General features: G+C 65.6%; 16 protein-coding genes. 10 read left to right on the forward strand and 6 right to left on the reverse strand.

Going from position 1 to position 23407, the window contains the following annotated elements:
• Positions 1-111 precede the first annotated feature (111 nt).
• Entirely contained in the window at positions 112-1293 is a 1182-nt protein-coding gene (locus tag BS38_RS0122990) for a chitinase (protein WP_028272866.1), read from the reverse strand.
• A gap of 592 nt (positions 1294-1885) precedes the next feature.
• On the opposite strand from BS38_RS0122990, the gene BS38_RS0122995 reads away from it, so the two are divergent.
• From BS38_RS0122995 to BS38_RS26230, 3 genes are all read left to right on the forward strand, one after another.
• Positions 1886-3334 (forward strand): polysaccharide deacetylase family protein, encoded by a 1449-nt coding sequence (locus BS38_RS0122995; protein WP_028272867.1) that lies wholly within the window; start codon positions 1886-1888, stop codon positions 3332-3334.
• Positions 3335-3438: 104 nt separating this feature from the next.
• Positions 3439-5292: a polysaccharide deacetylase family protein gene (locus tag BS38_RS0123000; protein WP_231511424.1), complete on the forward strand. Its 1854-nt coding sequence runs from the start codon at positions 3439-3441 to the stop codon at positions 5290-5292.
• Positions 5289-6734 carry a glycosyltransferase family 2 protein gene (locus BS38_RS26230; protein WP_043439832.1) on the forward strand — a complete coding sequence of 482 codons (1446 nt, stop codon included), beginning with the start codon at positions 5289-5291 and terminating at the stop codon, positions 6732-6734. The genes BS38_RS0123000 and BS38_RS26230 overlap by 4 nt, the downstream gene beginning before the upstream one ends.
• A gap of 110 nt (positions 6735-6844) precedes the next feature.
• Here BS38_RS26230 and BS38_RS26235 read toward each other — a convergent pair whose 3' ends face one another.
• Positions 6845-7852: a hypothetical protein gene (locus tag BS38_RS26235; RefSeq protein ID WP_231511425.1), complete on the reverse strand. Its 1008-nt coding sequence runs from the start codon at positions 7850-7852 to the stop codon at positions 6845-6847.
• Positions 7853-8300: 448 nt separating this feature from the next.
• Here BS38_RS26235 and BS38_RS0123015 point away from each other — a divergent pair, with 448 nt between their 5' ends.
• The 3 genes from BS38_RS0123015 to sufU all read left to right on the forward strand — a co-directional run bounded on the left by BS38_RS0123015 (position 8301) and on the right by sufU (position 12877).
• Positions 8301-10937 (forward strand): helix-turn-helix transcriptional regulator, encoded by a 2637-nt coding sequence (locus tag BS38_RS0123015; RefSeq protein ID WP_028272869.1) that lies wholly within the window; start codon positions 8301-8303, stop codon positions 10935-10937.
• 126 nt (positions 10938-11063) lie between these two features.
• A complete protein-coding gene (locus BS38_RS0123020; protein WP_028272870.1) occupies positions 11064-12395 on the forward strand; it encodes an aminotransferase class V-fold PLP-dependent enzyme in 1332 nt (443 codons plus the stop codon).
• Positions 12392-12877, forward strand: coding sequence for a Fe-S cluster assembly sulfur transfer protein SufU (gene sufU, locus BS38_RS0123025; protein ID WP_028272871.1), 486 nt, complete (start codon positions 12392-12394; stop codon positions 12875-12877). Before BS38_RS0123020 ends, sufU begins: the two co-directional genes overlap by 4 nt.
• On the opposite strand, the gene BS38_RS0123030 is transcribed toward sufU, so the two are convergent.
• Positions 12874-13098, reverse strand: coding sequence for a helix-turn-helix domain-containing protein (locus BS38_RS0123030; RefSeq protein WP_011691098.1), 225 nt, complete (start codon positions 13096-13098; stop codon positions 12874-12876). The two genes, sufU and BS38_RS0123030, sit on opposite strands and share 4 nt — an antisense overlap.
• 197 nt (positions 13099-13295) lie before the next feature.
• Here BS38_RS0123030 and BS38_RS27325 point away from each other — a divergent pair, with 197 nt between their 5' ends.
• From BS38_RS27325 to BS38_RS0123045, 3 genes are all read left to right on the forward strand, one after another.
• Positions 13296-13433 (forward strand): hypothetical protein, encoded by a 138-nt coding sequence (locus BS38_RS27325; protein ID WP_156037236.1) that lies wholly within the window; start codon positions 13296-13298, stop codon positions 13431-13433.
• A 482-nt stretch (positions 13434-13915) separates the two neighbouring features.
• Complete coding sequence (locus BS38_RS26240) at positions 13916-15481, forward strand: polysaccharide pyruvyl transferase family protein (RefSeq protein WP_051629125.1); 1566 nt, start codon at positions 13916-13918, stop codon at positions 15479-15481.
• On the forward strand, positions 15481-16464 hold the full coding sequence (locus BS38_RS0123045; protein ID WP_028272872.1) for a glycosyltransferase family 2 protein: 984 nt from the start codon (positions 15481-15483) through the stop codon (positions 16462-16464). The genes BS38_RS26240 and BS38_RS0123045 overlap by 1 nt, the downstream gene beginning before the upstream one ends.
• Before the next feature lie 55 nt (positions 16465-16519).
• Here BS38_RS0123045 and BS38_RS0123050 read toward each other — a convergent pair whose 3' ends face one another.
• Genes BS38_RS0123050 through BS38_RS0123060 form a run of 3 tightly spaced genes read right to left on the reverse strand, consistent with a single transcriptional unit; the run spans position 16520 to position 18793 of the window.
• Complete coding sequence (locus tag BS38_RS0123050) at positions 16520-16741, reverse strand: SCO4848 family membrane protein (protein WP_028272873.1); 222 nt, start codon at positions 16739-16741, stop codon at positions 16520-16522.
• 4 nt (positions 16742-16745) lie between these two features.
• Complete coding sequence (locus BS38_RS0123055; protein WP_028272874.1) at positions 16746-17243, reverse strand: DUF2505 domain-containing protein; 498 nt, start codon at positions 17241-17243, stop codon at positions 16746-16748.
• Positions 17244-17296: 53 nt separating this feature from the next.
• Entirely contained in the window at positions 17297-18793 is a 1497-nt protein-coding gene (locus BS38_RS0123060; RefSeq protein WP_028272875.1) for an SDR family oxidoreductase, read from the reverse strand.
• 192 nt (positions 18794-18985) lie between these two features.
• Here BS38_RS0123060 and BS38_RS0123065 point away from each other — a divergent pair.
• The coding region (locus BS38_RS0123065) for a peroxidase family protein (RefSeq protein ID WP_231511427.1) at positions 18986-23407 on the forward strand (4422 nt) is incomplete at its 3' end.

Raw genomic sequence — 23407 nt, forward strand, 5'->3', positions numbered from 1 at the left:
TCAACGGGGAAGCGGACAAAGTGGATTGGCAATTCGTGGATCAGAAGGACGTTCCGCCGGGCCCGTGGCTGGACGTGGTCACAACCAGCCAGGTGAAGTAGGGGCCCTTGCTCAATCCATCCGGCCAGGGAGTCCGGATCCCAGGAGATCGGAGAACCTGCTGGTTCCCTGGTCCACGCCGCTGCAGGTAAAGCTGGCGTTTTCCCCCTGCTCACTGGTGGGGCAGGTCGCGTCGCGGTTCAGCGACCACATCGACAGGCGCTGGATCTCCAAGCCCACGGCGTAGTCCTTCAAGTCGCGGGCGGCGTCCAGCCCGAAGATCTCGCCTGGCAGGTCGTTGCGGCCGATCATGGGGGTCAGCCCGATCTTCTTCCAAAGCTGTTCGCGGCTGAGGTTGATCCCGGCCCGCTGGTACACGATGCTCAGCTGGTCATGCGTGGCCTCCGCCGCAGCCTTGGCGGCGTCGAGCATGCCTTGCGAACTGCTCCGGCTGGCGCCGTAGTTCATGGTCATGATGTTGACGCCTGCCACTTGTACGCCGGCCTGGAGCATCTGTTCGACGGCGGCTATGCCGGCGTCGGTGAGTCCCCGCGGCGACGCCGGGAGAGTCAGCCAGACAGGGAGCTCCTTGCCGGACGAATTGCGGTCCCCCTGCAGCGCGGCCACCGCACGGGCCCTGCGTTCGCCGCCGGCCTGGTCCAGCAGGTCCGCGCCTTCCAGGTCGAAGTCGATGAAGGCAGGCTCGTAGCGCTCGATGACGTCCCGGTATGCGGTGCGGAGTTTTCCTTCGTCCCGGCATGTCGTGGCCAGTTCACTGTTCCGGGCCCCGCCAAAGGACACGGCCGCCGATCCGCCTCGGGAGCGAAGATCGGAAATCCGCTTCTCCAGGCCCAGGGCGGTGTTTGCCTCTTCGAGGCCGTAGGCGGGGCCCCAGCTGGCCACGCAAAGGTCCTGTGGGGAAGCGACCAGAAACGCCAGCACAACGTCCCTGGTGCCCGGCGTGGCACCCTCCTCGAAGGCGTAGGGCGGCGAGACCGTGACGTCGACGTACCCCGCGAACCAGGTGGGTTGCGCGGCGCCTGTGGCGAGGCCGGAACGCCAGGCCCAAAAAAAGATGACGCTGGCGAGGATGGTGGCTATGGCCAGTCCTGCCATAAGCGGTGACGAGGGCTGACGCAGCTGCAACCGCGGGCGGGCGCGGGATCCACCGGCAAGCGGCGTCTCAACCGGCTGCGGCGCCGGCTCCTTTTCGGCCTTGGCGGCCGGACCCGAGCCTCGGCTGATGGCTGACATCCGGTTCCCACGCCCCCCTCTGGTTTACTTAGTCACCATTTCACCACGCCACCCCTGCCGGTGGCTCCTATGCGCCTGCAGCTTCGGGTGTCTTCGGGTACGCAACGAGTACCGCACCGGGTAGAGGGCGAGTGGCGCCGGGCCCACCCGGCCCCTGACAAAGGTAAAGACGGGTAGGCACCACTCGTGCCGCAGGCCTCGCGGCTTAATAGGCTTTGGGTGTCGGATAGATACAGAGTTCCGGGGGAGAATCGGGTCTCAAAATGGGAATGGACGCACCTTTGCGGGCGAACGCACGCAACCATACCCCTGAACGGCAGTCCGTGACGGGCATGGGGGCACGAATGCCCGGGCCAGCGGAAACCGCCGGTGAAACCTCTCCCAATTCTGCCGACGCAGCTGCCGCGAGGCAGCCAGCCCTGGCGCGCAGGCCCGGGGCCCATGAACGGGGGTCGGTGGCGAACAAGCCTTTGAGACCAAGGCTTCCCCCCAGTCGTCACCGACCCCTTCAAGGTGTCAATTCATGAAACATTGCGGCCTGGGGGGATCCTCTTGCGGCCGGGCGATACGGATGTAAAAGGGGATATCTGTCATGAGCGAAAGATATGAACTGCCGGGGGAGCAGGGCGGTCCGCCCGGTTCCGGATTGACCAGGCAGCGGAAACGGACAACGCTCTGGGCAGTGTCGTGGCTGGCCGGGCTGGCACTGCTGACCGGGTCCGCCGCCCTGGCGCCAAAGGGCGGTCCGGTACCGGCCAAGGACGCGCAGGGGCCCCTGAAGAATTTTGCGGCGCCGGTGGATTCCAGCCTGGCGCTGACCACGGTCACACTGACGTTCGACGGCGGCCGGGCCAGCCAGTTGGCCGCCGCCCGGACCCTTCGAAGCCAGGGATTGCGGGGGACATTCTTCGTCAACTCCGGGTTCATGGGGGCGAAGGACTACATGACAGTGGAGGACCTGCACGCACTGGCCGCCGATGGAAACGAGATCGGGGGCCACACCGCAACCCTCGCCGACTTGACGGCGCTTGAACCTGATGAAGCCACCCGACAGGTCTGCAACGACCGCTCCAACCTCACTGACTGGGGCTTCAAGGTCACCTCCTTTTCCTACCCGTTTGCCGCGAAGTCGCCGGAGGCGAAGGCGATGGTTGCCGGCTGCGGGTACAACAGCGCACGCAGCCAGGGCGACCTCCGCAGCCGGCTGGGGTGCGCCGACTGCGCCGTGTCTGAAACGGTGAGGCCGGCCGACCCGTTCAGCACGAGATCGACGCCGGAGGTCGGTTCCGCGTGGACAATTGCGGATCTGCAGCAGTCGGTGATGGACGCTGAGACCACGGGAGGGTGGCTGCAGCTGGCCTTCTACGACATCGACGACAGCGGCAGCCCGCGGTCCGTCAGCCCGGCCCTCTTCAATGACTTCGTCTCGTGGCTGGTGACCCGCACGGACGAGGGCACCACGGCCATCCGCACGGTGCACGACGTCATTGGGGGAGGGGCCAAGCCCGCTGTTCCGGGACCTTCTGCTCCGCCTGCGCCGCCCGGCACCAACGCGCTGCGCAACCCGGGGCTGGAAACAGCCGGAAAGTACGGACTGCCGGAGTGCTGGCAGGTCTCCTCCTACGGCGAGAATTCACACGTGCTGAGCGTGATGGCTCCCGGCCGCACCGGCAGTATCGCGCGGCGGCTGGACGTTACCGGATACACGTCCGGGGACGCAAAGCTACTGCCTGTCATGGACCTGGGGGCATGCGCGCCAAGCGTCATCCCCGGCCACAGCTACACGCTGCGGGCCTGGTACAGCTCCACGGCATCCACGCAGTTCGAATTGTACTACCGCAACAAGGTTGGCACCTGGACCTATTGGACAGCCAGCCCTTGGTTTCCCGCCAGCGCCGCCTACCGGCAGGCTGAGTGGACTGCACCACCGGTGCCGGCAGACGCCGTCGGCATCAGTTTTGGCCTGAATCTGTTCAGCGACGGGGAGCTGGCTACAGATGACTACGAGATGTACGACACGGGGGCGCCGGCCGCCCCCTAGGCCCCGCCCGTTGCCAGTGCTGAGGCTCCACGGGCTCGAAAACAAGAATCGAGTCGATTCCCATGAGGTTCAATACTCCGGGGCAAATGCCAAGGAAGGTTGACGTGGGCCCTGCACCCCGCAGGATTGGAAAGTTGGCACAGGCCGCCGTGACGGTCCTGGGCATCGTGGCCCTTGCAGTTTCCGGTGTGGCTGCGCTGGCCTTTCCCGCCCAGGCCGCCGGCCCCACCGTGGTGTCATTGACGTTCGACGACGGCAATGCGGACCAGATGGCCGCTGCCCAGATCCTGAACAATTATGGGCTGGACGGGACGTTCTACATCACCTCGGGAGTCATCGGCACCCCCAACTACCTGACCGTTGCCAACCTCCAGAGCCTGGCTGCCAACGGCCACGAAATCGCCGGGCACACGGTGACGCACCCGGACCTCGTCACACTCCCCGCGGACGAGGCGACCCGGCAGGTCTGCAACGACAGGGTGAACCTGACCAACTGGGGCTTCGCCGTCACAAGTTTTGCCTATCCGTTCGCATCCTCCAACGCAACGACGGAAGGCATCGTGAGAAATTGCGGCTACAACAGCGCGCGCGGCCTGGGTGATATCCAGACCAGGTTCAGCTGTGCCGGCTGCGCCCTGGCCGAAACCATTCCACCGGCCAATGCCTACAACACCGCCGCGCCGGACCAGGTGGACAACAACTGGTCACTCGCCGATCTGCAGCGCTCGGTCACCCAGGCAGAATCGGTGGGCGGCTGGATCCAGCTGACGTTCCATCACATCGCAGCCTCCAGCGCGGATCCCCTGAACGTCACCCCGACCGTCTTCCAACAGTTTGCGGCCTGGCTGAAGGCCCGGCCCGCCACCACCACCGTGAAGACGGTCAATCAGGTCATCGGCGGAACAGTCAAGCCCGCCGTATCCGGCCCGGCCGTTCCCCCGCAGCCCACGACCGGCAACCTGGTCAAGAACCCAAGCCTCGAAACCCTGGTGGGCGGTGTGCCCCAATGCTGGCAGGAAGGCGGCTACGGCACTAATTCGCGAACGTTCACCACGGTGAGCCCCGGACGGACCGGGTCAAGGGCCGAGCGGTTGGTCGTGACCGGCTACGTCAACGGCGATGCCAAGTTCCTGCCGTCCCTGGACCTCGGCGGGTGCTCTCCGACGGCCACGCCCGGGCACACGTACACCCTGGGCGCCTGGTACAAGTCCACGGCAAACACCCAGTTTGCGCTCTATTACCGGACCGGCATCGGGTCCTGGGTGTACTGGACCTCAAGCCCGTGGTTCGCGCCCGCCACTACCTTCCAAAAGGCCAGCTGGACAACGCCGGCCCTGCCTTCGGGAGCCAGCGGCATCAGTTTCGGGCTCAACCTCTTCAGCAACGGCACATTGACCACAGACGACTACGAAATGATCGACACAGCGTCCTCGCCTCCGCCTCCGCCGCCACCGCCTGCGGGTACCAACCTGGTTCAGAATGCCAGCCTTGAAACAGCGGGCGCGGGTTCGACGCCGCAGTGCTGGCAAACTGCGGGATTCGGTACCAACACCGCAACCTTCAGCACCGTCTCGACCGCCAGGACCGGGACCAAGGCAGAGCGCCTCGTGGTGAGCAACTATTCCAGCGGTGATGCCAAGCTCCTGCAAACGCTCGACGCCGGATCGTGCGCACCGGCCGCCGTCGCCGGCCGCACCTACTCACTTCGCGCCTGGTACACCTCGACGACGGTGACGCAGTTCGCCGTGTATTACCGGAACTCGGCAGGCACCTGGGTTTACTGGACGTCCAGTCCCTGGTTCGCTGCGGCAGGTTCCTACACGCAGGCCGCCTTCACCACGCCCGCGTTGCCCGCCGGCGCAACCGCAATCAGCTTCGGGCTGAACCTCTTCAGGAATGGCACGCTCGTCACGGATGACTATGCCATGTACGACACGATTGGAGCACCGTCGCTGTGATAGCCGTATATATAGTCCTCGTTCTTGGAATCAGCACCATCTTCTGGTCGCTCGTGGGCTTGCTGCGCCTGGCCAATGAGCAGTACGTCCGGCATGTGGCGCTGGGCCCTCCGCTGGGCGGACGCATCCTACGGCTCCTGCAGCGCTGGCCGCTGGCCAACCGGCTGGGCTCCGGTGTCCACGGCGTCCACACGTTGCCAGCACCGCGGGCACACCGCGGGCAGATCCAGCGGGAGCATGGCCGGCACCGTGCCAGGGACCCAAGGATCCTGCCGGCAAATGTTGCAGTGCTCATTGCTGCGCATAACGAGGCGCTGGTCATTCGGGAAACCATCCGGGCCGCGGCGGCCCTGGTGCCGCTCCGGAACATCCACGTGATCTCGGACATGTCCACGGACGACACGTCAGCGATCGCCCGCTCCGCCGGTGTCAAAGTACTGGATCTGGAACCGAACAGGGGGAAGGCCGGGGCGCTTGCCGCCGGAATTGCCTATTTCGAGCTGTGCCGGAGATTCAAAGTGGTGATGTTGCTGGACGCGGACACCCGCCCGACCCCCGACTACCTGGACACCGGCCTGCCGCTTTTCCTTGATCCCTCCGTGGTTGCCGTGGCCGGCCGTGCCAGGTCCATCATGACGCCGCCGGCGCCCACGGTGCTGGGACGCTTCCTGGTGGCCTACCGGGAGCGGCTGTACATTGTGGTGCAGCTGCTCCTGAAATACGGTCAGGCGGCCAGGGGCGCCAACGTCGTCTCAATCGTGCCGGGCTTTGCCAGCATGTACCGGACCAGCGCCCTTGCCAAAATAAAGGTGCTGGCACCGGGCCTGGTCATCGAGGACTTCAACATGACCTTTGAGATCCACGCCAAGAAACTGGGACGGATCGCCTTCCACCCGTCGGCCGCCGTTGCCTACACCCAGGATCCGGACAATCTGCAGGACTACACCAGGCAGGTGCGGCGCTGGATCCTCGGCTTCTGGCAGACAGTCCGGCGGCACCGGCTGCAGGCCGGAAAATTCTGGTTCGTGCTGGTGTTCTACTGCATCGAACTGGTCATCAGCTGCATCTTCTTCGTCTTATTGATTCCGGTCTTCCTGCTCTCGCTGGTGGCATCGATGCAACTGCAGGCGTTCGGGGACAACGGCGAATCGTTCCTGTACCTGTCCGGCCTCATGCGTCCGCAGGACGTCCTGCTGGGTGTCCTGATACCGGACCTCACACTCACCGTCATCGCGGCCATTGCCCTCCGCCGACCGGCCATCCTGCTGATGGCGCCGTTCTTTCCGTTCATGCGGATCCTGGACTCGGTGATCTGCCTTATGGTCCTGCCACGGGCCTATACAGCTGCCTCATCGGGCGTGTGGGTCAGCCCGATGCGGCGTGTCCAGGGTGAAGTACTCGAGCTGGAAGAGGCCACTGCGGGCGCCGGCGTCACGCGTTAGGCGCCACCTATTAGCCGTCACGCGCTAACGAAAAGCGGCGCCCCTCCCGCGGGACATTGTGTCCAGGGGAGGGGCGCCGCTGCGTTCAGCCACGTGCTGCTGTTACCAGCTCACACCGGAGGTGGTGTGACCACGTCCAGCCACGGGCCCGGCGGAACGTCCTTCTGATCCACGAATTGCCAATCCACTTTGTCCGCTTCCCCGTTGAGGGTGCTGAAACCGAGGCAGCCGTTGAGTGCAGGCGAAACATCCATTCCGGCGCCGTTGAACTTCTTGTTGGCCGGCCGCGCATCGTTGGCACCAAAGACGTACTCCTTGTCCTGGTACTCCCCCGGGCCGGCATCCTGGATCTGGCCGTAGCACTCCTTGCCGTCCTTGCGGATCTTGACCCAGCGGTTCTTCATATAGCTGAAGGAGCGGTTTGTCGCCTGGCCTTTGTAGCCTTCGTCGTTGGCCCAGGGGATGACTGTTGCCCGCTCCCGGAAGGCGGCAGCATTGTTGATGTCGTCATACGGCAGGTCGAGGTAGAAAGGGTTCTCCAGCGGGGCGGGCTGGTTCTTGGGGAAGTAGCCGTTGGAGGCGTCGCGTGCTTCGGTAGCGCAGGTGAACGATGCGCCGGTACCGGAGCTCACGCCGTCGCAGCCGCCGTAGATGCTGCCGGGGCAGCCTGAGGCTGAGGCGGGGGTGGTGCCGGCGTTGATGCCGGTGTGCTGGAAAGCCCACTGCCCGTTATACGTGGAGCAGACCTGGGATCCGTCGGCAAGGCTGGCGTTGAAGATTTCGCCGACCCAGAAAGTGGTGCTTACGACGTTGGTGTGCAAGGGGTACTTGCTGGTTGCCGGAGCGGCCGCGGGCACTGCTGCGGCCACTGCTACCGGCGCGGGAGCCGCGGCAGCAGGTTCGGGAGCGGAAACCGCAGCCGGTGCAGGTTCCTCGACGGGGGCCGCGGCCGGCGTCGTACTGGGTGAGGGTGATGCCTTCGGCTTTGCCGGCAACGCTTGTGCGCTGGCTGACGAAGGACTGGCGGAGGCCGACGGGCTGGGCGCCGATTGGGCGGCACAGCCGGCGGTCAATACTCCGATGAGGAGGATCAACACAGCCATGATTGGGGTGGTCATGTGTTTCATTTTTTTGGGATACATATTCTGTTGGGGACATTAACAGGGATGGCAGGGGCCCCATGAGGGCACGCCAAGTACGGGTCATGACCGCCAGATTGGCGCAGCGATGGCCGCGCCCAGAATCAATGCTGATAGTGAAACCAGCTAAGCCGCATACTCCCCAGAAGCAGCTAGCGGGACCGTCAAGAGACCCGAAGAGACCGTTAACACCCGCTCCACTTTACACGGATGCCTGTGAGTAGCCTGAACGGGGCTGAGAGCGAGGGGCGGTCATATTCGAGTAGTCACCACTCACGCCAGCGCAGGCAGTGGATAGGTAGCGTGGAAGTTGCTAATGCCGGCAGGTGGGTTGGGGGCGGTCCGGATCTTCGCGCTCCACGGCTAAGGAATCGGCGCAACCATGGACGTTAGGGCAGGAAATCCCCCTTTCCCCCCGGTCATTCGGGTGGCTGAACTGCGGGCCGCAGTCACTGCCCTCACAGGATCCGAAATTTCAGGCGTCATCGTTACCGGTGCAGCCGGATCGGGCCGGAGCCGGCTCCTTGCCGCTGCGGCCGAGGCACTCTCAGGCCGGCTGACGGTCATTGTGCACAGCATTCCCGAGTCCTGCCGCCGGATGAAGTTCGGCATCGGCAGTGTATTGGCACCTTCGTTGCCTGCGGGTGCCAAAGTGTCGCCGCTGAACATTGTCCGCGCTTGCCGTAATGCGCTCCGGAGCCAGGACCCGGGGGCCAACGGAATCCTGGTGGTCCTGGACAACGTGGACCACCTCGACGGGACATCCCTGTGGGTCCTCAACCAGCTCCTCGCAGAACCGGACATCAGAATGCTGGCAAGCCACCGTTCCGACCGGCAGCTGCCGATGGAGCTGATGGAATCGGTGGTGGCCCGGCAACTGTCCATCGTGGCACTGGATGACCTCACGCTGGACCAGCTCCGGACGTTGCTCGAGTCCCGGCTCCCGGCCCCGCCCGTGCCCACCCTGGTGCGCGACATCCTTGCGGCATCGGGGGCCAATGCGCTAACGGCCAGCTGGCTCGTCGAGGAAGCCCTGGCGGGCGGCCGGATTGTGGAGCGCGGGGGCAGCTGCGCCATCGTCCATCCGCTGGACCCGTCGGAGTCACGCCAATTCGACCTGGCGCGTCGGCGGATCGAGGCACTTCCGCCGGAGCAGCGCCAGGTGGTCGACTTCCTGGCATCCGGTGATCCGGCGCCTCTGTCCAGCCTGGCCAGGGCGGTGCCGCCGGACGCCCTGGCCGCCCTGGAACGAGGCCATGTCATCCGGCTCCAGATCAGGAGCGACGGCGGGGCCGACGTCACCCTGAACCATGAAGCCGAGGCCAGTGCAGCCCGGCTCTTTCCGGGTGGGGCGGGGCCATTGGACCTGCGCAGCGAAACGGACCTGCAGGGCAGAGGTCACCGCTTTTCCGGCCGGCCGGGGGAGGAGCCGCTGTGGGATCTCTTTCGCCGGGTGGAAGCGGCGCTGGACGCCGGGGCAGCTGTTGCGGACCTGGACCTGCTGGCCGCGGCCACCGCAGCAAACAATCTCTACGACAGCGGCCGTGCCTTGAAAGCAGCAGAATCCGTCAAAGCACCCGAGCTCCGGTTGATGGCACAGACGGAGGCCGCCCGGGCCCTGTTCCACGCCCACAGGTACGGCCAGAGTGCCGACGTTCTCCGCAGCCTCGTGGAAACCACTCCCGCAGTGCTGAGCATGGAGTTTGCCCGGGCTGTCGCCCTGCTCCTGCAGGCACTGCTGCCGATGAATCCCGGCCGCGACGCCCTCCAATCCGTACTGGACAGTGCGAGGCGGCGGCTGACACTGGCGGCGGCTGCGTCCATTGGGGATACGGCCGCCGACACCTACCAAAACGCCGTCCAGGACGAGCTGGACGTCCTGCAGCTCTACCTGGAGTCGAGGGAGGGCAACTGGCCCAGCACGGAAGGGGAGCTGTTCCACCGGCTTTGCCCGGCCGGGTTCTGCGACGGCGGCAGTCCCGGTACGAGCGAGGCGCCGGGCACCCACGCCGGGATCCTGCTTCTGGCGCTGGCCTCGCAGGGGCTGTCCGCGCGGGGCAAGTCCGCTGACGCCGTCGAGCTTTCCACCCGGGCGCTCAACGCGGTGGAGCGCCTGCCGCGGTGCAGCGTCGACTTCCACTCCATGGTGCTTACGATCCATGCGTCCAACCTGGCCAGGTTCGGGCAGGGGGCCGACGCAGGGAGCGCCGAAAAGCGTGCCGGCCGCAACAGATGGATGAGCTACCCGGGCGGACCCCTGCAGCTTTTCCGGGCCATGATGTTTTGCCGGCATGCCGCCGCCGGCCGCACGCCCGTGCGTGTATCAGGTGCTGACGGCGGAACGTCCGGCGAACCGGACGACCTGCTGGCGCTCACCCTGGGCGCGCAGGCCACTGCGGAGTGGCTGACGTGGGACCTGGCGCAGCTGCCGGGGGTTGGACTGACTGGTGCACCCGCGCCGGCCGACGTCCGGGCAGAAGACGATCGGGCGGGGGAAGCCCTGGCAGTGGGAGTCCGGGCCGGGGACGACCGGTCTGCTGACGGCGACGTCGCGGCCAGGCTGGCTGACACGTACGCGGCGGTGGCCCGTCCGGCCGTTACCGGAACCGCCGGACCGCCCCAGAGGACGCTCCGGAAGCCGGCCAAGGCGTCCGGCGGCGCCAGGGGCCGCCGGGCACGGGAGCTGTTGAATCTCGGTGTCGCTGGACGGCCTGAAGGTACGGCGTTTGACCCCGCCGACGGGCTGCCGGATTGGCGGTGGTCGAGCGACGGGAACAGCGGTCCGGTGCCTGGCGAGTCCCTTGACCTGCTGAACGTTCCCGGCAGCCGGGGGCCAGCCGAAATGAAGCGGCCGGCCGCGGACCCCGCCAAGCTCTCGCAACGGGAACGGGAAGTGGCAGTGCTTGTCGTCACCGGGATGGGCAGTGCACGCGTGGCGGAAGAACTCGGGATCGCAGTGAACACAGTGAACGCGCATCTGCAGAGGATCTACGGCAAGCTGGGTGTTTCCCGCCGCCAGGAGCTCGCCGAACTCTGGCACAGCCTGGACGGCACACGGCAGTGACGCCGCGCGCATAAACGGCCCCGGGCCAATAGTGGGACAATTGAGGAGTAGCACCGCGGACGCAAGCGGTGTGCCTGCCCGTGGCGGCGAGCCGTCGGCAGGTCTTGCCTATCAAGGAGCTCCAGTTTGGTCATGGTATCCACTTCCGCCACCGCAGCCACCCAGGTCGCGCTGAGTGATGTCGAGGTCCTGCGAATTCGCAACGACTTCCCCGTCCTGGACCAGGAAGTCAATGGCCGGCCCCTTGTGTACCTGGATTCCGGCGCCACGTCACAGAACCCCCGAAGCGTGCTCGAAGCCGAGCAGGAGTTCTATGAACTGCGGAACGCGGCCGTGCACCGGGGTGCCCACCACCTTGCTGTCCAGGCCACCGACGCGTTCGAAGACGCCCGGGCCACCGTGGCCGGCTTTGTGGGTGCGGCAGAGGACGAACTGGTCTGGACCGCGAACGCCACCGCGGGGCTGAACCTCCTGGCGTATTCCTTCTCAAATGCCAGCGTCGGCACTGTCCGCGGCGACGCGGCCCGTTTCGCCCTCGGCCCGGGGGACGAGGTTGTGGTGACGGAGATGGAACACCACGCGAACCTGATTCCGTGGCAGGAACTCTGCCGGCGCACCGGTGCCACCTTGAAGTTCATCCCCATCGACGACGACGGCGCGTTGCGGCTTGAGGAGGCAGCGCGGCTTATCACGGAGCGAACCAGGATCCTGGCGTTCACGCACGCCTCAAACGTCCTGGGAACCATCAACCCGGTTGCCGAGCTTGTGGCGCTGGCCCGAGCGGCGGGCGCCCTCGTAGTACTGGACGCCTGCCAGTCGGTGCCGCATCTGCCGCTGGACTTCAAAGCCCTGGACGTCGATTTTGCCGTTTTCTCCGGCCACAAAATGCTGGCGCCCACGGGCATCGGCGGAGTCTACGGGCGGCGGGAACTGCTGAACGCCATGCCGCCGTTCCTCACCGGGGGCTCCATGATCACGACCGTCACGATGGAGAAAGCCGAATACCTTCCTGCGCCCCAGCGCTTCGAAGCCGGCACCCAGCCCATCTCGCAGGCCGTGGCGCTCGCCGCCGCCGCCAATTACCTCCACGAAACCGGCATGGAACGCGTCGCCGGCTGGGAGGCCTCCCTGGGCCAGCGCCTGGTCACCGGGCTGAGCGCCATTGACGGAATCCGCGTCGTGGGGCCGGCGGCAGGTGTGGAACGGCTCGGACTGGCGGCTTTCGACGTCGCCGGAGTGCACGCCCACGACGTCGGGCAGTACCTGGACAGTGTGGGGATCGCCGTCCGCGTCGGTCACCACTGCGCGCAGCCGCTGCACCGGCGGCTGGGTCTGACGGCCACCACCCGGGCGAGCACCTACCTGTACAACACCACCGAAGAAGTGGACCTCCTGCTGGAGGCTGTGGCCCAGGTCCGGCCCTACTTCGGCGTAGCTGGCTCGGGGGCCTCCAAATGAGCGCACTTGATGCCATGTACCAGCAGTTGATCCTCGAGCACGCGAAGTCGCGCAGCGGGGCCGACCTGACGGCTGACGAGGCCACGTCCATGCCTGACCAGCCGGGCGTGGGACAGTGCCATCAGCTGAACCCGGTCTGTGGTGACGAAATTACGCTTCGCCTGGAGCTGGAAGCGGCAGGAAGCCAGTCAACGGTGAAAGGCATCCACTGGCATGGCGACGGTTGCGCCATCTCAATGGCCTCGGCCTCCATCTTGAGCGAATTGTCCGAAGGTGCGTCGCCGGATGAACTGGGGGAGATGATCGGCCATTTCAGGGAGCTCATGCGCTCTCGCGGCCGGCTGGAGCCGGACGACGAGATTCTGGGAGATGCGGCTGCCCTGGCGGGAGTGGCGAAGTATCCGGCCAGGGTCAAATGCGCCATGCTGGCGTGGGTGGCTGCCGAGGACGCGCTGCGGCAGGCCGTAGCCACCGGCCGCTAGGTCTTGCCGGCTTCCGGGTGCTCGTCATCCGCAAGCGTTGAGTGGTGCTGCACATAGTCTTCGATCGCGTGCTCCGGGACCCTGTAGGACCGGCCGAAACGGACGGCCGGGAGGTCGTGCGCTTTGACGAGCCGGTACACGGTCATCCGGGACAGCCGCATGACTTCTGCGACCTCGGAAACTGTGAGGAAACGGGTATTTGAAAATCCTTCAGCGGCCACTGTTCTCAGCTCTCCTGGGACGTAGTTCAATCCTGAGGACGTACTTCAATCCTGAGACAAACGTCGCTGAGCCGATCGCCGATCTTACTGCCACTTTATGGCATGGTGAGCTTGATGTGAAGAGCGCACGGCAATGGGGATAAAGACGAGTAGTGACTACTCTAGTGGCGTGCCGGAGGGGCCAGTAGCCTCTAAATATGGTTGATAGCCAGGACGACATTGAAGTGCGGCAAACGCAGCACAGGATTCACAGGGCAGAAATTGTCTGCGTGTTGGCCCTCGTGGTGCTCACGGTGCTGACCATCATGGCCGGTTTCTCCGATTTTGTCCGGTAAATCCGCTCCGGTGATCATGCGGCGCGGCAAGATCAACCGGCTTAAAGTAAAGCTCCGGTAGGTGGGGACCCGCCGGAGCTTCGATTGAAGTGTCGAAAATTGAAGATTAGTGGGGAAATACAACAATTACCCACGAGATAAGCCCCAATAGGGTCAGTGCGAAATACAACGACCAATTTCTGCGGTCGATTTTACGGTGGCTACCGTGCCAAACCCGTTCCATATCTTGCGCGTCCATAGCAGAAATTTACGGCTTATCACGTTCAGATAACAGCGTGTTGTCCACTTCATCTACGCCCCCTCCTACTCCATTTGCCGGCCCGAGTACTCGGGTGGCCTGTTGCTGCCCGGTTGTGTCCGGATGAGACCACTTTCCGGCGGGCGGTTCCGCAAAAGACGGTAGTCTGGTTGCGCGCCAACGGCCCCGCGACGGGTCCGTCTCCGGCTGCGTTATGAGACAAGTAGTGGAAGAGGACCGTCAAGTGAAGTTCGTGGTGCAGGGCGATCTGGGCCAAGGTGCGTATCACGTCGGCGATGAGGCCATGGCGCTGGCCGCAGTGGACGAACTCCTGCAGCGGACCGGGGCAGCAGTTGTGCTGTTGTCCCGTGACCCGGCGCAGACGGCAGCGCTTTACGGCACCCGTTCCATAGCAACCATTGAATTTCCGTGGCCGCCCGAGGAACGGAGCGTTTACCTGGAGCGCGTCCGCCGGGCCGCGACGGGCGACCGCGGCGCGCTCCCGCCCGCCGACCCGGTGTGGGGCGTCATCGAGGAAGTGTCGACGTCCGACGGAGTGTTGATCGCAGGCGGCGGCAATATGAACTCCCTCTACGGCTGGCTGCTTTACGAACGGGCCGCCGTCGGCCTTATCGCCAGGGAACTTGGCAAGCCGCTGGTGGTGAGCGGACAGACGTTCGGTCCCACCCTGCTGCCCCAGGACCGGAAGGTGCTGCACGAGCTCCTCGACAGCGCGGCGCTGATCGGTGCCCGCGAACCTGCTTCCTACGCACTAGGTTTTGAATTGGGCCTCGGCTCGGAAAAGCTTGTCCGCGTCCTTGATGACGGCAGCTTCCTGCAGACCCGGCAGGACAGCCAATCGCAGAACGGCGAACCGCAGGACGGCGGACCGCAGGCTGCGGACGGCGGGCTTCTGGAGGGTGACCTTCCGGACCTTCCGGACCTTCCGGCGGACGGCTACATTGCTGCCACAGTGGGCCCGGATGCGTGGCGCGAAGGAACCCGCACTCTGGCGGCGTTCGCGGCAGTGCTGGACCGTGCGGCACAGCTCACGGGCCTTCCGGTGTACCTGCTGCCGCACATGGGGACGCTGGGGTCTTTGGATGCCGGGGCAGACCACGAATCCCACCGTACGGTGCTGGCGCACTCGCGCTCGGGACGGCTGGCAATGATGCCAGTGCTGCCGGTCCGCGAGGCCGCAGCGGTGACCGCGGCCGCCGCCCTGGTGATCACGAACCGCTACCACCCGGCCGTCTTCGGCCTGGCGGCCGGCGTGCCGGTGGTCGCCCTGGCCAACGACGCCTACTCCGATATCCGCCTCGCCGGTGCACTCGGGAACTGGGGGCTGGGCGACTGGGCACTCCCGCAGCCAAGCCTTACCCCTGGCGGCGTGGACGAAGCGGTGCTGGAGGCCTGGAACCGCCGCGACGAGATCCGCCGCCACCTGGACGGGCTCAGGCCCGGATTCGAGCGCTCCCAGGGGACATGGTGGGATGCCGTGGCAGCTGTACTGCGTGGCGGCGTGGGCAGCTACGCCGGGCTTGAAGACGCGCCAGCCCTTCGCGCGGTGGAATCCTGGTCCCGCCAGGCCGCGGAACAAAGGGAATTGTTCCGCACCCTGAGCCTGGGGATCGGACGGCAATGGACGGAGTGGGACGATGTACGGTCCCAACGCGATGTGCTCATCCACGAACGGGATGAAGCAATACGGGAAAGGGACAGAATCCTGCAGTCACGGACTTTCAAAGCAGCGAAATTGTTGGGCCGCGGCGCGGACGTTGCGCGCCGGCTGACCGGAAGGAAGCACTGATGGCCAGCGGCCGAGTGACGGTGGTGGTCCGGACCAAGAACCGGCCCATCCTGCTGAACCGTGCCCTGGAGAACATCCTGGGGCAGTCGTACCAGGATTTCTCCATCGTGGTGGTTAACGACGGCGGGGACCCGGCGCCGGTTGACGCGCTGGCGGACGGGTACCGCCACCTTCCCGCGGGGAAACTGAACGTCATCCACCACCCGCAGAGCAAAGGCATGGAAGCAGCCAGCAACGCGGGCATTGCGGCCGCAACGTCTGAGTACATCGCCGTGCATGACGACGACGACCGGTGGCATCCGGATTTCCTGCTCAAGACCGTGCGGCTGCTGGACGGAAAAGCCGCCGCGCAGGGTGTCGCCGTCAGGACGAATGTGGTGTACGAGGAAGTCCGTGACGGTGCGATCGTGGAGACGGGCTCCTTCGCGTACTGGCCGGATCTTCAGGCCATCACGCTGACAGACATGCTGCGGATCAACCGGATCGTCCCCATTTCCTTCCTGTACCGCCGCTCCGTCCATGACCACATCGGGTTCTACAACGAGGAACTCGACGTTGTGGGGGACTGGGAGTTCTACCTGCGGTTCCTCCAGGCGTACCCGATGGAACTGCTCGACGACGAGCCGCTGGCCTTCTGGTGCCAGCGCCCCGAAGCCAGCGGAGACATGGGGAACAGCGTCATTGCCGCCGCCGCCGAACACGCGAAGTTCGACAGCCTGGTGCGGGATGCCTTCCTGCGGCGCGAAGCCGGGAAGACGGGGGTGGGGTACCTGCTGTACCTGGCCCAGCTGAGCGGGCAGCAGGAGGAAGCCGCAGCCGAAGCACGGGTTCTGGCTGACCGGGTGGTCTCCACCCTGGAGGACCTCAACCGGCGTATTACGGCACTGGAAGAGACGCTGGTCCGCCGGACCAGCGTTTTCGAGTTCGTCGGCCGGCCGGTGCGCGTCGCAGCGCGGCTTTGGAAGTCGCGCAGGCAGGTTTAGGCCGTTCCTTCCGGCCGGCAGGGCGCCGGCCGGAAGGAACGAAACTGACGTTTCGCTAGCTGACGAGGCCGGCGATGCCGATCGCCGCTGTGGCTGCGCCCAGCACCATCGAAACGGACACCAGGACCACGTGCACCGTGAGGAACCTGGTCGCCTTGCCGGCTGCGTCACGGGCCCGCGGATCCTTCATTACCCTCTTGAGGAACTGGGGCCAGACCACCAGTGACCAGACGCCGGCAATAATCAGGACCCAGGCGAGGGCAACGGGAAGCTGCACGGGATTAGTGGCTTTCCAGCCAGGCCTGCGCCTGCTGGGACTGGATGTTCAGGGCCTTGCCCACCATGGGCTCGGCTGCATCTGCAATCTTGCTGCCCAGGAACGGAACAGAAGACGTCACGTTGCCTTCGAGCTCGACGCGGGTGCTGCCGCCGTCGGCGACAAGCCGCTGCACGGCGCTAACGTCCAGGGGGGCACCGGCGATCTTCAGGCTGATGCTGCTCTGCCGGGAGCCGTCGGCGGCGGGGGCTTCCCACGTCTCCAGCTGGGTTACCTTCAGGCTGTCGCCCACGAACTTGCGGGCAATCTCCGGCAGGCGGGTGGTGGGCAGGGTGCGCACCGAGGTGGTGCTGAACGCGCCGGCAAGATCGCCGTCGACCTTGAACGATTCAAGGGTTCCGCCCACCAGTTCACTGGTGTGGCGCTGGAAGTCTTCGTTGGCGAACACAGCGGTCACGCGGTCGACGCTGTGGGGCAGGGTGGTGGAAGCACTCAGTGCCATTGTTCCTCCATTGGGTTGGGGGTATGGGGCATCGGTTTTTTGCCTCCCACATCCTATGTGCTGGACGCCGCGGACTCCGATTCGGCCTCTGCCAGTTTTTGCGCAGCGGCCGTGATGTTGTGCGACATGGCGGGAAAAATGACGCTGTGGAACGGCAGGACGGCCAGCCAGTACAGCTTGCCGCTGAGGCCCTTCGGGAAGAAGATGGCGCGCTGCCGGTAGCGGCTGCCCGTCCCGTCAGGCTCCACCGATAGCTCCAGCCACGCACGGCCGGGGGCGCGCATCTCCGCCCGCAGCCGCAGCAGCCGGCCGCGCTCGATCCGCTCGGCCCGCCACCAGTCCACCACTTCGCCGTCGGCGAGCAGGTGCGGGTGGCGGCGGCCCCGGAGCAGTCCTGCCCCTCCGGTGAGCTTGTCCAGCCAGCCGCGGACCCGCCACGCCAGCGGCAGGGAATACCAGCCGTTGCGGCCGCCGATCCCCTCAATGATCGTCCAGACGAACTTGGGATCCACCGGGCTGGAATAGCTTCGCTCGTCCACGTACACGCGGTGTCCGGCCCATTCCGGGTCGCTCGGGAGCGGGTCCGCGTCCGCTCCGGCGCTGGCCCACGTCGTTTCCACCTGGGCGTCGCGTTCCTTGCCCAGGGCGAGGGACACGGCACGCCGATACGGTGTCAGTCCGCCCTCGGGCAGCGGTATGTAGCCGTCGATGTCATGTTCCCTGGACACGGCGTCGTGCTGGAGCGATTCGACGAGGGGCAGGGACATGGACAGCGGAATGGGTGTGGTCAGGGCAACCCACATGCCGGCGAGTTTCGGTGCGGGGATGGGCAGCGCGAGGACCACGCGGTACGGCAGGCCGGCCTCGGCGGCGTACTCCTTCATCATGGCCGCATACGTGAGGACCTGGCGGCACCCGATGTCGAAGGTGCGGTTGATGTGCCCTTCCAGGGACGCCGCCGCGACGAGGTAGTACAGGACGTCCCTGACGGCGATCGCTTCGATGCGGTTCCGGACCCAGCTCGGGGCCGGCATGAGGGGGAGGGTCTCTGAAAGGTGCCGGATCATCTCGAACGATGCCGACCCGGAGCCGATCACGACGCCCGCCTGGAAGACGACAGCGTCCACCGGACTCGCGAGGAAGACTTTGCCGACGGCTTCCCGGGAACGCATATGCGTTGACAGCTTCGCGCCCTCGGGGTGAAGGCCGCCGAGGTAGACGATCCTTTCCACTCCGGCGTCGGCCGCCGCCTTGGCAGCGGTCTCCGCCATCGCCTTTTCCTTGGCCTCGAAGCCGGCGCCGGCCGCCATTGAATGGACCAGGTAGTAGAGCACGTCGACGCCATCCAGCGCTGCCCGGAGCATGCCGCCGTCGTCAAGGCTGCCTTGGATGACCTCCACCTGTTCCAGCCATGGCACACCGGCAATCTTGGCGGGAGTCCGGACGACCACTTTCACCGTGTGCCCCGCCTCAAGGAGCCGGGGGACCAGGCGCCCGCCGATATAGCCGGTGGCGCCGGTGACGAGCACGGTTTTGGGGGTGCCGTTCATGTGGATCTCCTTGGAACGAAAGCGGAGTGCGTCGATGCACAGCCAGCTTAGCAATCCAAGTTTTTCTAAAGGCCGCTGAACAAGGCTGGTCCTTCCAATGAACCGAGCGACCACGTTGAGGGGGGAGCCGGGATGAACTCGATGGAGGAAAAGGTCATGGCTAAACATCGCAAGTCCCGAAAGGGGGACGGCATGCCCCATCCACAGGGCTCAGCGGCCGGCATGACTCGCAAAGTCACGGCCGGCGCGCTGGCCCTTTTGATCGGGGCGGGGGTTGTCCCTTCCGTTCTGGCACCAGCTGTCTCCGCGGCCCCGACGGGCCAGGGATTCACACTCAATGCCGGCGATATGCGGTTCATTCTCAAGCAGATCAAAATCGCCGAAAACCATGCGACCAAAGAGGACGCGCAGGGAAATGATGTTGCCGGCCAGCCGCTCCTGGGCGACGGTCCAAACCAGATCGCCAGCCCGCTGCTGCCGTACGGCCTGCGGACTGTGGACGGCACCGACAACAACCTCGTAGCCGGCCAGGAAGACTTCGGCTCGGCCAGCCGTGAGTTTCCCCGGCTGTCGGACCCCGAATGGCGTACCTCATCCGGCGGGCAGAACTACGAGTCCGTCAATACGACTGTCACGGACAACGGTCCGCGCTTCGTCAGCAACGTGATCGTGGACCAGACCGTCACCAACCCGGCGGCCGTCGCCGCGGCAGGCAAGGCCCACCGCACGGTGAATGACAGCCCCACCGCCGTCCCGTGTGTCAGCGACGGCGTTCCGGAGAACTGCGTGCCCGCGGGAGAGACCCTCGACATCCCCAACGTCACCACCGACTTTGGCCTTTCCCCGCCGTACAACGGCATGTTCGCGCTCTTCGGCCAGTTCTTCGACCACGGCGTGGACTTCACCAAGAAGACCAAGAACTACGTCATGATGCCGCTGGCACCGGACGATCCGTTGTATGTCCCCGGCGGACGCACCAACTTCATGCTGCTCAACCGTGCCGAGAACCAGCCAGGCCCTGACGGTGTCCTGGGAACTGCCGACGACGAGCAGAATGGCACCAACACCGACTCGCCGTGGGTGGACCAGAGCCAGACCTACGCTTCGCACTCATCCCACCAGGTGTTCCTACGCGAATACACCCTCAACGAAAACGGGGACCCCCTCGCCACGGGAGAACTCATCGAGGGCGAACCGGGCGGCATGGCAACCTGGGCCCACATCAAGGAGCAGGCCCGGACGATGCTCGGGCTCGAACTTTCGGACGTGGACGTCGCCGACATCCCGAAGCTGGCCACCGACCAGTACGGCCGGTTCCTGCGCGGACCGAACGGGCTTCCGCAGTACCAGACCGCAACCGGACGCGTTGAAGGGAACCTGGCCGCCCCGGTGGCGCCGCCGTCGAACGTTGAACGGATCGGAATCGCCTTCCTGGACGACATCGGGCACAACGCGGCACCGTTCAACTCACAGACCGGCGCCCCGCTGCAGCCGGACGACGACGCCGACGTCAACGGCGTCAACGAGCCGCGGCCGGCCGGCCGCTACGACGACGAGATGCTGGACAAGCACTTCATCGCCGGCGACGGCAGGGTCAACGAGAACATCGGCCTGACGGCGATCCACCAGGTGTTCCACGCGGAGCACAACCGCCTGGTGGGGTACATGGAGGAGCTCCTCACGTCGCAGAACCTCGACCTCAACGAGTGGAAGCTTCCCAACGGGCAGTGGAACGGTGAGCGGCTGTTCCAGGCGGCGCGCTACGTGACGGAGATGGAGTACCAGCACATCGTCTTCGAGGACTTCGCCCGGAAAATCCAGCCCGGCATCAACGGCTTCAACGTCTTCACGCAGTCCGACACCGGCATTGATCCCGCGATCAAGGCGGAATTTGCCCACGCCACCTACCGGTTCGGCCACTCGATGCTCACCGAAACCGTCGACCGCAAGCTGAACGACGGCACCGACATCGGGATGCCGCTGCTGGACGCTTTCCTGAACCCGCCGGCCTACTACCAGAGCACTGCCGGCACGCTGAATCCCAGGCAGGCCGCCGGCGCAATCGCCATGGGAATGACGGACCAGGTGGGCGCCGAACTCGATGAGTTCGTCACCGACACACTGCGGAACAACGTCCTGGGGCTGCCCCTGGACCTTGCCTCGCTGAACCTGGCCCGGGGCCGGGATACAGGTGTCCCGTCCTTGAACAACTTCCGCACCCAGTTGTACGCGCAGACAGGCGAGTCTTCGCTGAAGCCATACACCAGCTGGGTGGATTTCGGCCAGAACCTGAAGCACCCGGACTCCGTGGTCAACTTCATGGCCGCCTACGGAACGCATCCGACGATCACCGCGGCGGTGTCCATCACGGACAAGCGGGCAGCTGCCCAGCGGCTGTTCGACATGGACACGGCCGACCCGGCCACCCCCGCGGACTCCTTCGATTTCGTCAACAGCGCCGGAACCTGGGCCGCACAGCCCACCGGCCTGGACAGCGTCGATCTCTGGGTGGGCGGCCTGGCCGAATACCAGAACCTCTTCGGCGGCCTGCTGGGATCAACGTTCAACTACATCTTTGAACGCCAGATGACGGACCTGCAGGACGGGGACCGGATGTACTACCTGTCCCGCACGTCCGGGCTGAACCTTCGCACGCAGCTGGAAGGCAACTCGCTCGCGGAACTCATCATGCGCAACACGGATGCGGAGGCCCTCAAAGCCGATGTCTTCGGCGTGGCGGACTGCGAGTTCGAGCTCAGCCGCATCACGGCCGGCACCGGTAACTCCGTAGCCGACGACCTCGCCTCCGTCTGCGACGAGTCCGCGCTCCTGATGCGGATGTCGGACGGCACCATCCGGTACCGCGTCAGCAACACCGTGGACCGTCCGGGCCTCAACGCCCAGTCCACGTTCAACGGCACCTCCCTCGGGGACCGGATCTGGGGCGGCATCGACAACGATACGTTCTGGGGCAATGACGGCAACGACGTCATCGAAGGCAACGACGGCGCCGACAGTGTTCTTGGCGGTGACGGAAACGACCGGATCACGGACTCGCACGGCGACGACGTGCTCAAGGGCGGCAACGGAAACGACGCCATCGACGCCGGACCAGGCCTGGACATCATCATGTCCGGTGAAGGCCACGACTTCTCCAACGGCGGCCTCAACGGCAACGAAACCTTTGCCGGTGAAGGGAACGACCTTGTCCTCTCCGGCGACGGACCCGACGCCGTGTTCGGCGGCGGCGGCGATGACTGGCAGGAAGGCGGCAATGCCAACGACCTGCTGCAGGGCGACAGCGGCGCACCGTTCTTCGACGACATCAACGCTCCGGGCCACGACGTCCTGATCGGCGATTCCGGCGAAGACGACTACGACGCTGAAGGCGGCGACGACGTCATGGTGGCCGGTCCCGGCATCGAACGCAACCACGGTGTCTTCGGCTTCGACTGGGTCACGCACGCACGGTCGGTCGAACCCGCCGATTCGGACATGCGCCAGATCATCGTCGACGGGCCGAACGCCCTCAAGGACCGCTTCCTCCTGGTCGAGGCCCTCTCCGGCTGGGACAAGGATGACGTGCTCCGCGGCGATGACGAAGTGCCGTCCGTTCCCAACACCGAGGTCAACGTCGAAGGCCTGACCAACGAACTCGATGCTGCCGGCATTGCCCGGATCACCGGCCTGGCAGAGCTGCTGCCCGCGGGTGCCACCACCTTCGGCGCCGGCAACATCATCATCGGCGGTTCAGGCAGCGACCAGATCTGGGGCAACGGGGCCGATGACATCATCGACGGCGACAAGTGGCTCAACGTCCGGCTCAGCGTCCTCGACGCACCGGATGGCGCCGAGATCAGGACGGTCACTTCACTGACCGAACTCCAGGCCGGCATCATGGCCGGGACCATCAATCCGGGCAATGTGCGGATCGTCCGGGAAATCCTGTCCAGCCCTGGCGATGCGGACATCGACACGGCCGTGTTCTCCGGAGCCCGGAATGAATACGCCATCACCACCGCCGGGGGAGTCACCACCGTGGCCCACACCGGCGGCACCGGCGACGACGGCACGGACCGGATCACCAACGTTGAACGGCTGCGGTTTACCGACCAGACCGTAAACCTGGTTCCGGCCGTAGTCCAGGCACCGGCGGCGCCCCTGATCGGGACGGCTGTTGCGGGCAACACCACGGCAACAGTGGCGTTCACGGCTCCCGCCGGTGAGTTCCCGGCTGACTCGTTCAGCGTCGTCGTCCGCACCGGCAGCACCGTGGTCCGGACCATCGACGGGGTACCCGGCAGCGCCACCAGCCACCAGGTCACCGGGCTGAGCAACGGCACGGCGTACAACTTCCAGGTCCGGGCGGTCAACGCAGGCGGCAACAGCCCCCTGTCGGCGGCATCGAACGAGGTGACCCCACGGGTACCGGCCTTCGTTCCGCCGACGGTCTCACCGTTCGCGGATGTTTCCACCACCCAGCTCTACTACCTGGAGATGGCGTGGCTGGCGGACCAGGGCATTTCCACCGGCTGGGTGGAGGCCAACGGCACGGTGACGTACCGTCCGCTGCAGTCCATCAGCCGTGATGCGATGGCAGCCTTCCTCTACCGG

Origin of the sequence: Arthrobacter sp. UNC362MFTsu5.1, assembly GCF_000685965.1 — a bacterium.
GTDB lineage: Bacteria > Actinomycetota > Actinomycetes > Actinomycetales > Micrococcaceae > Arthrobacter.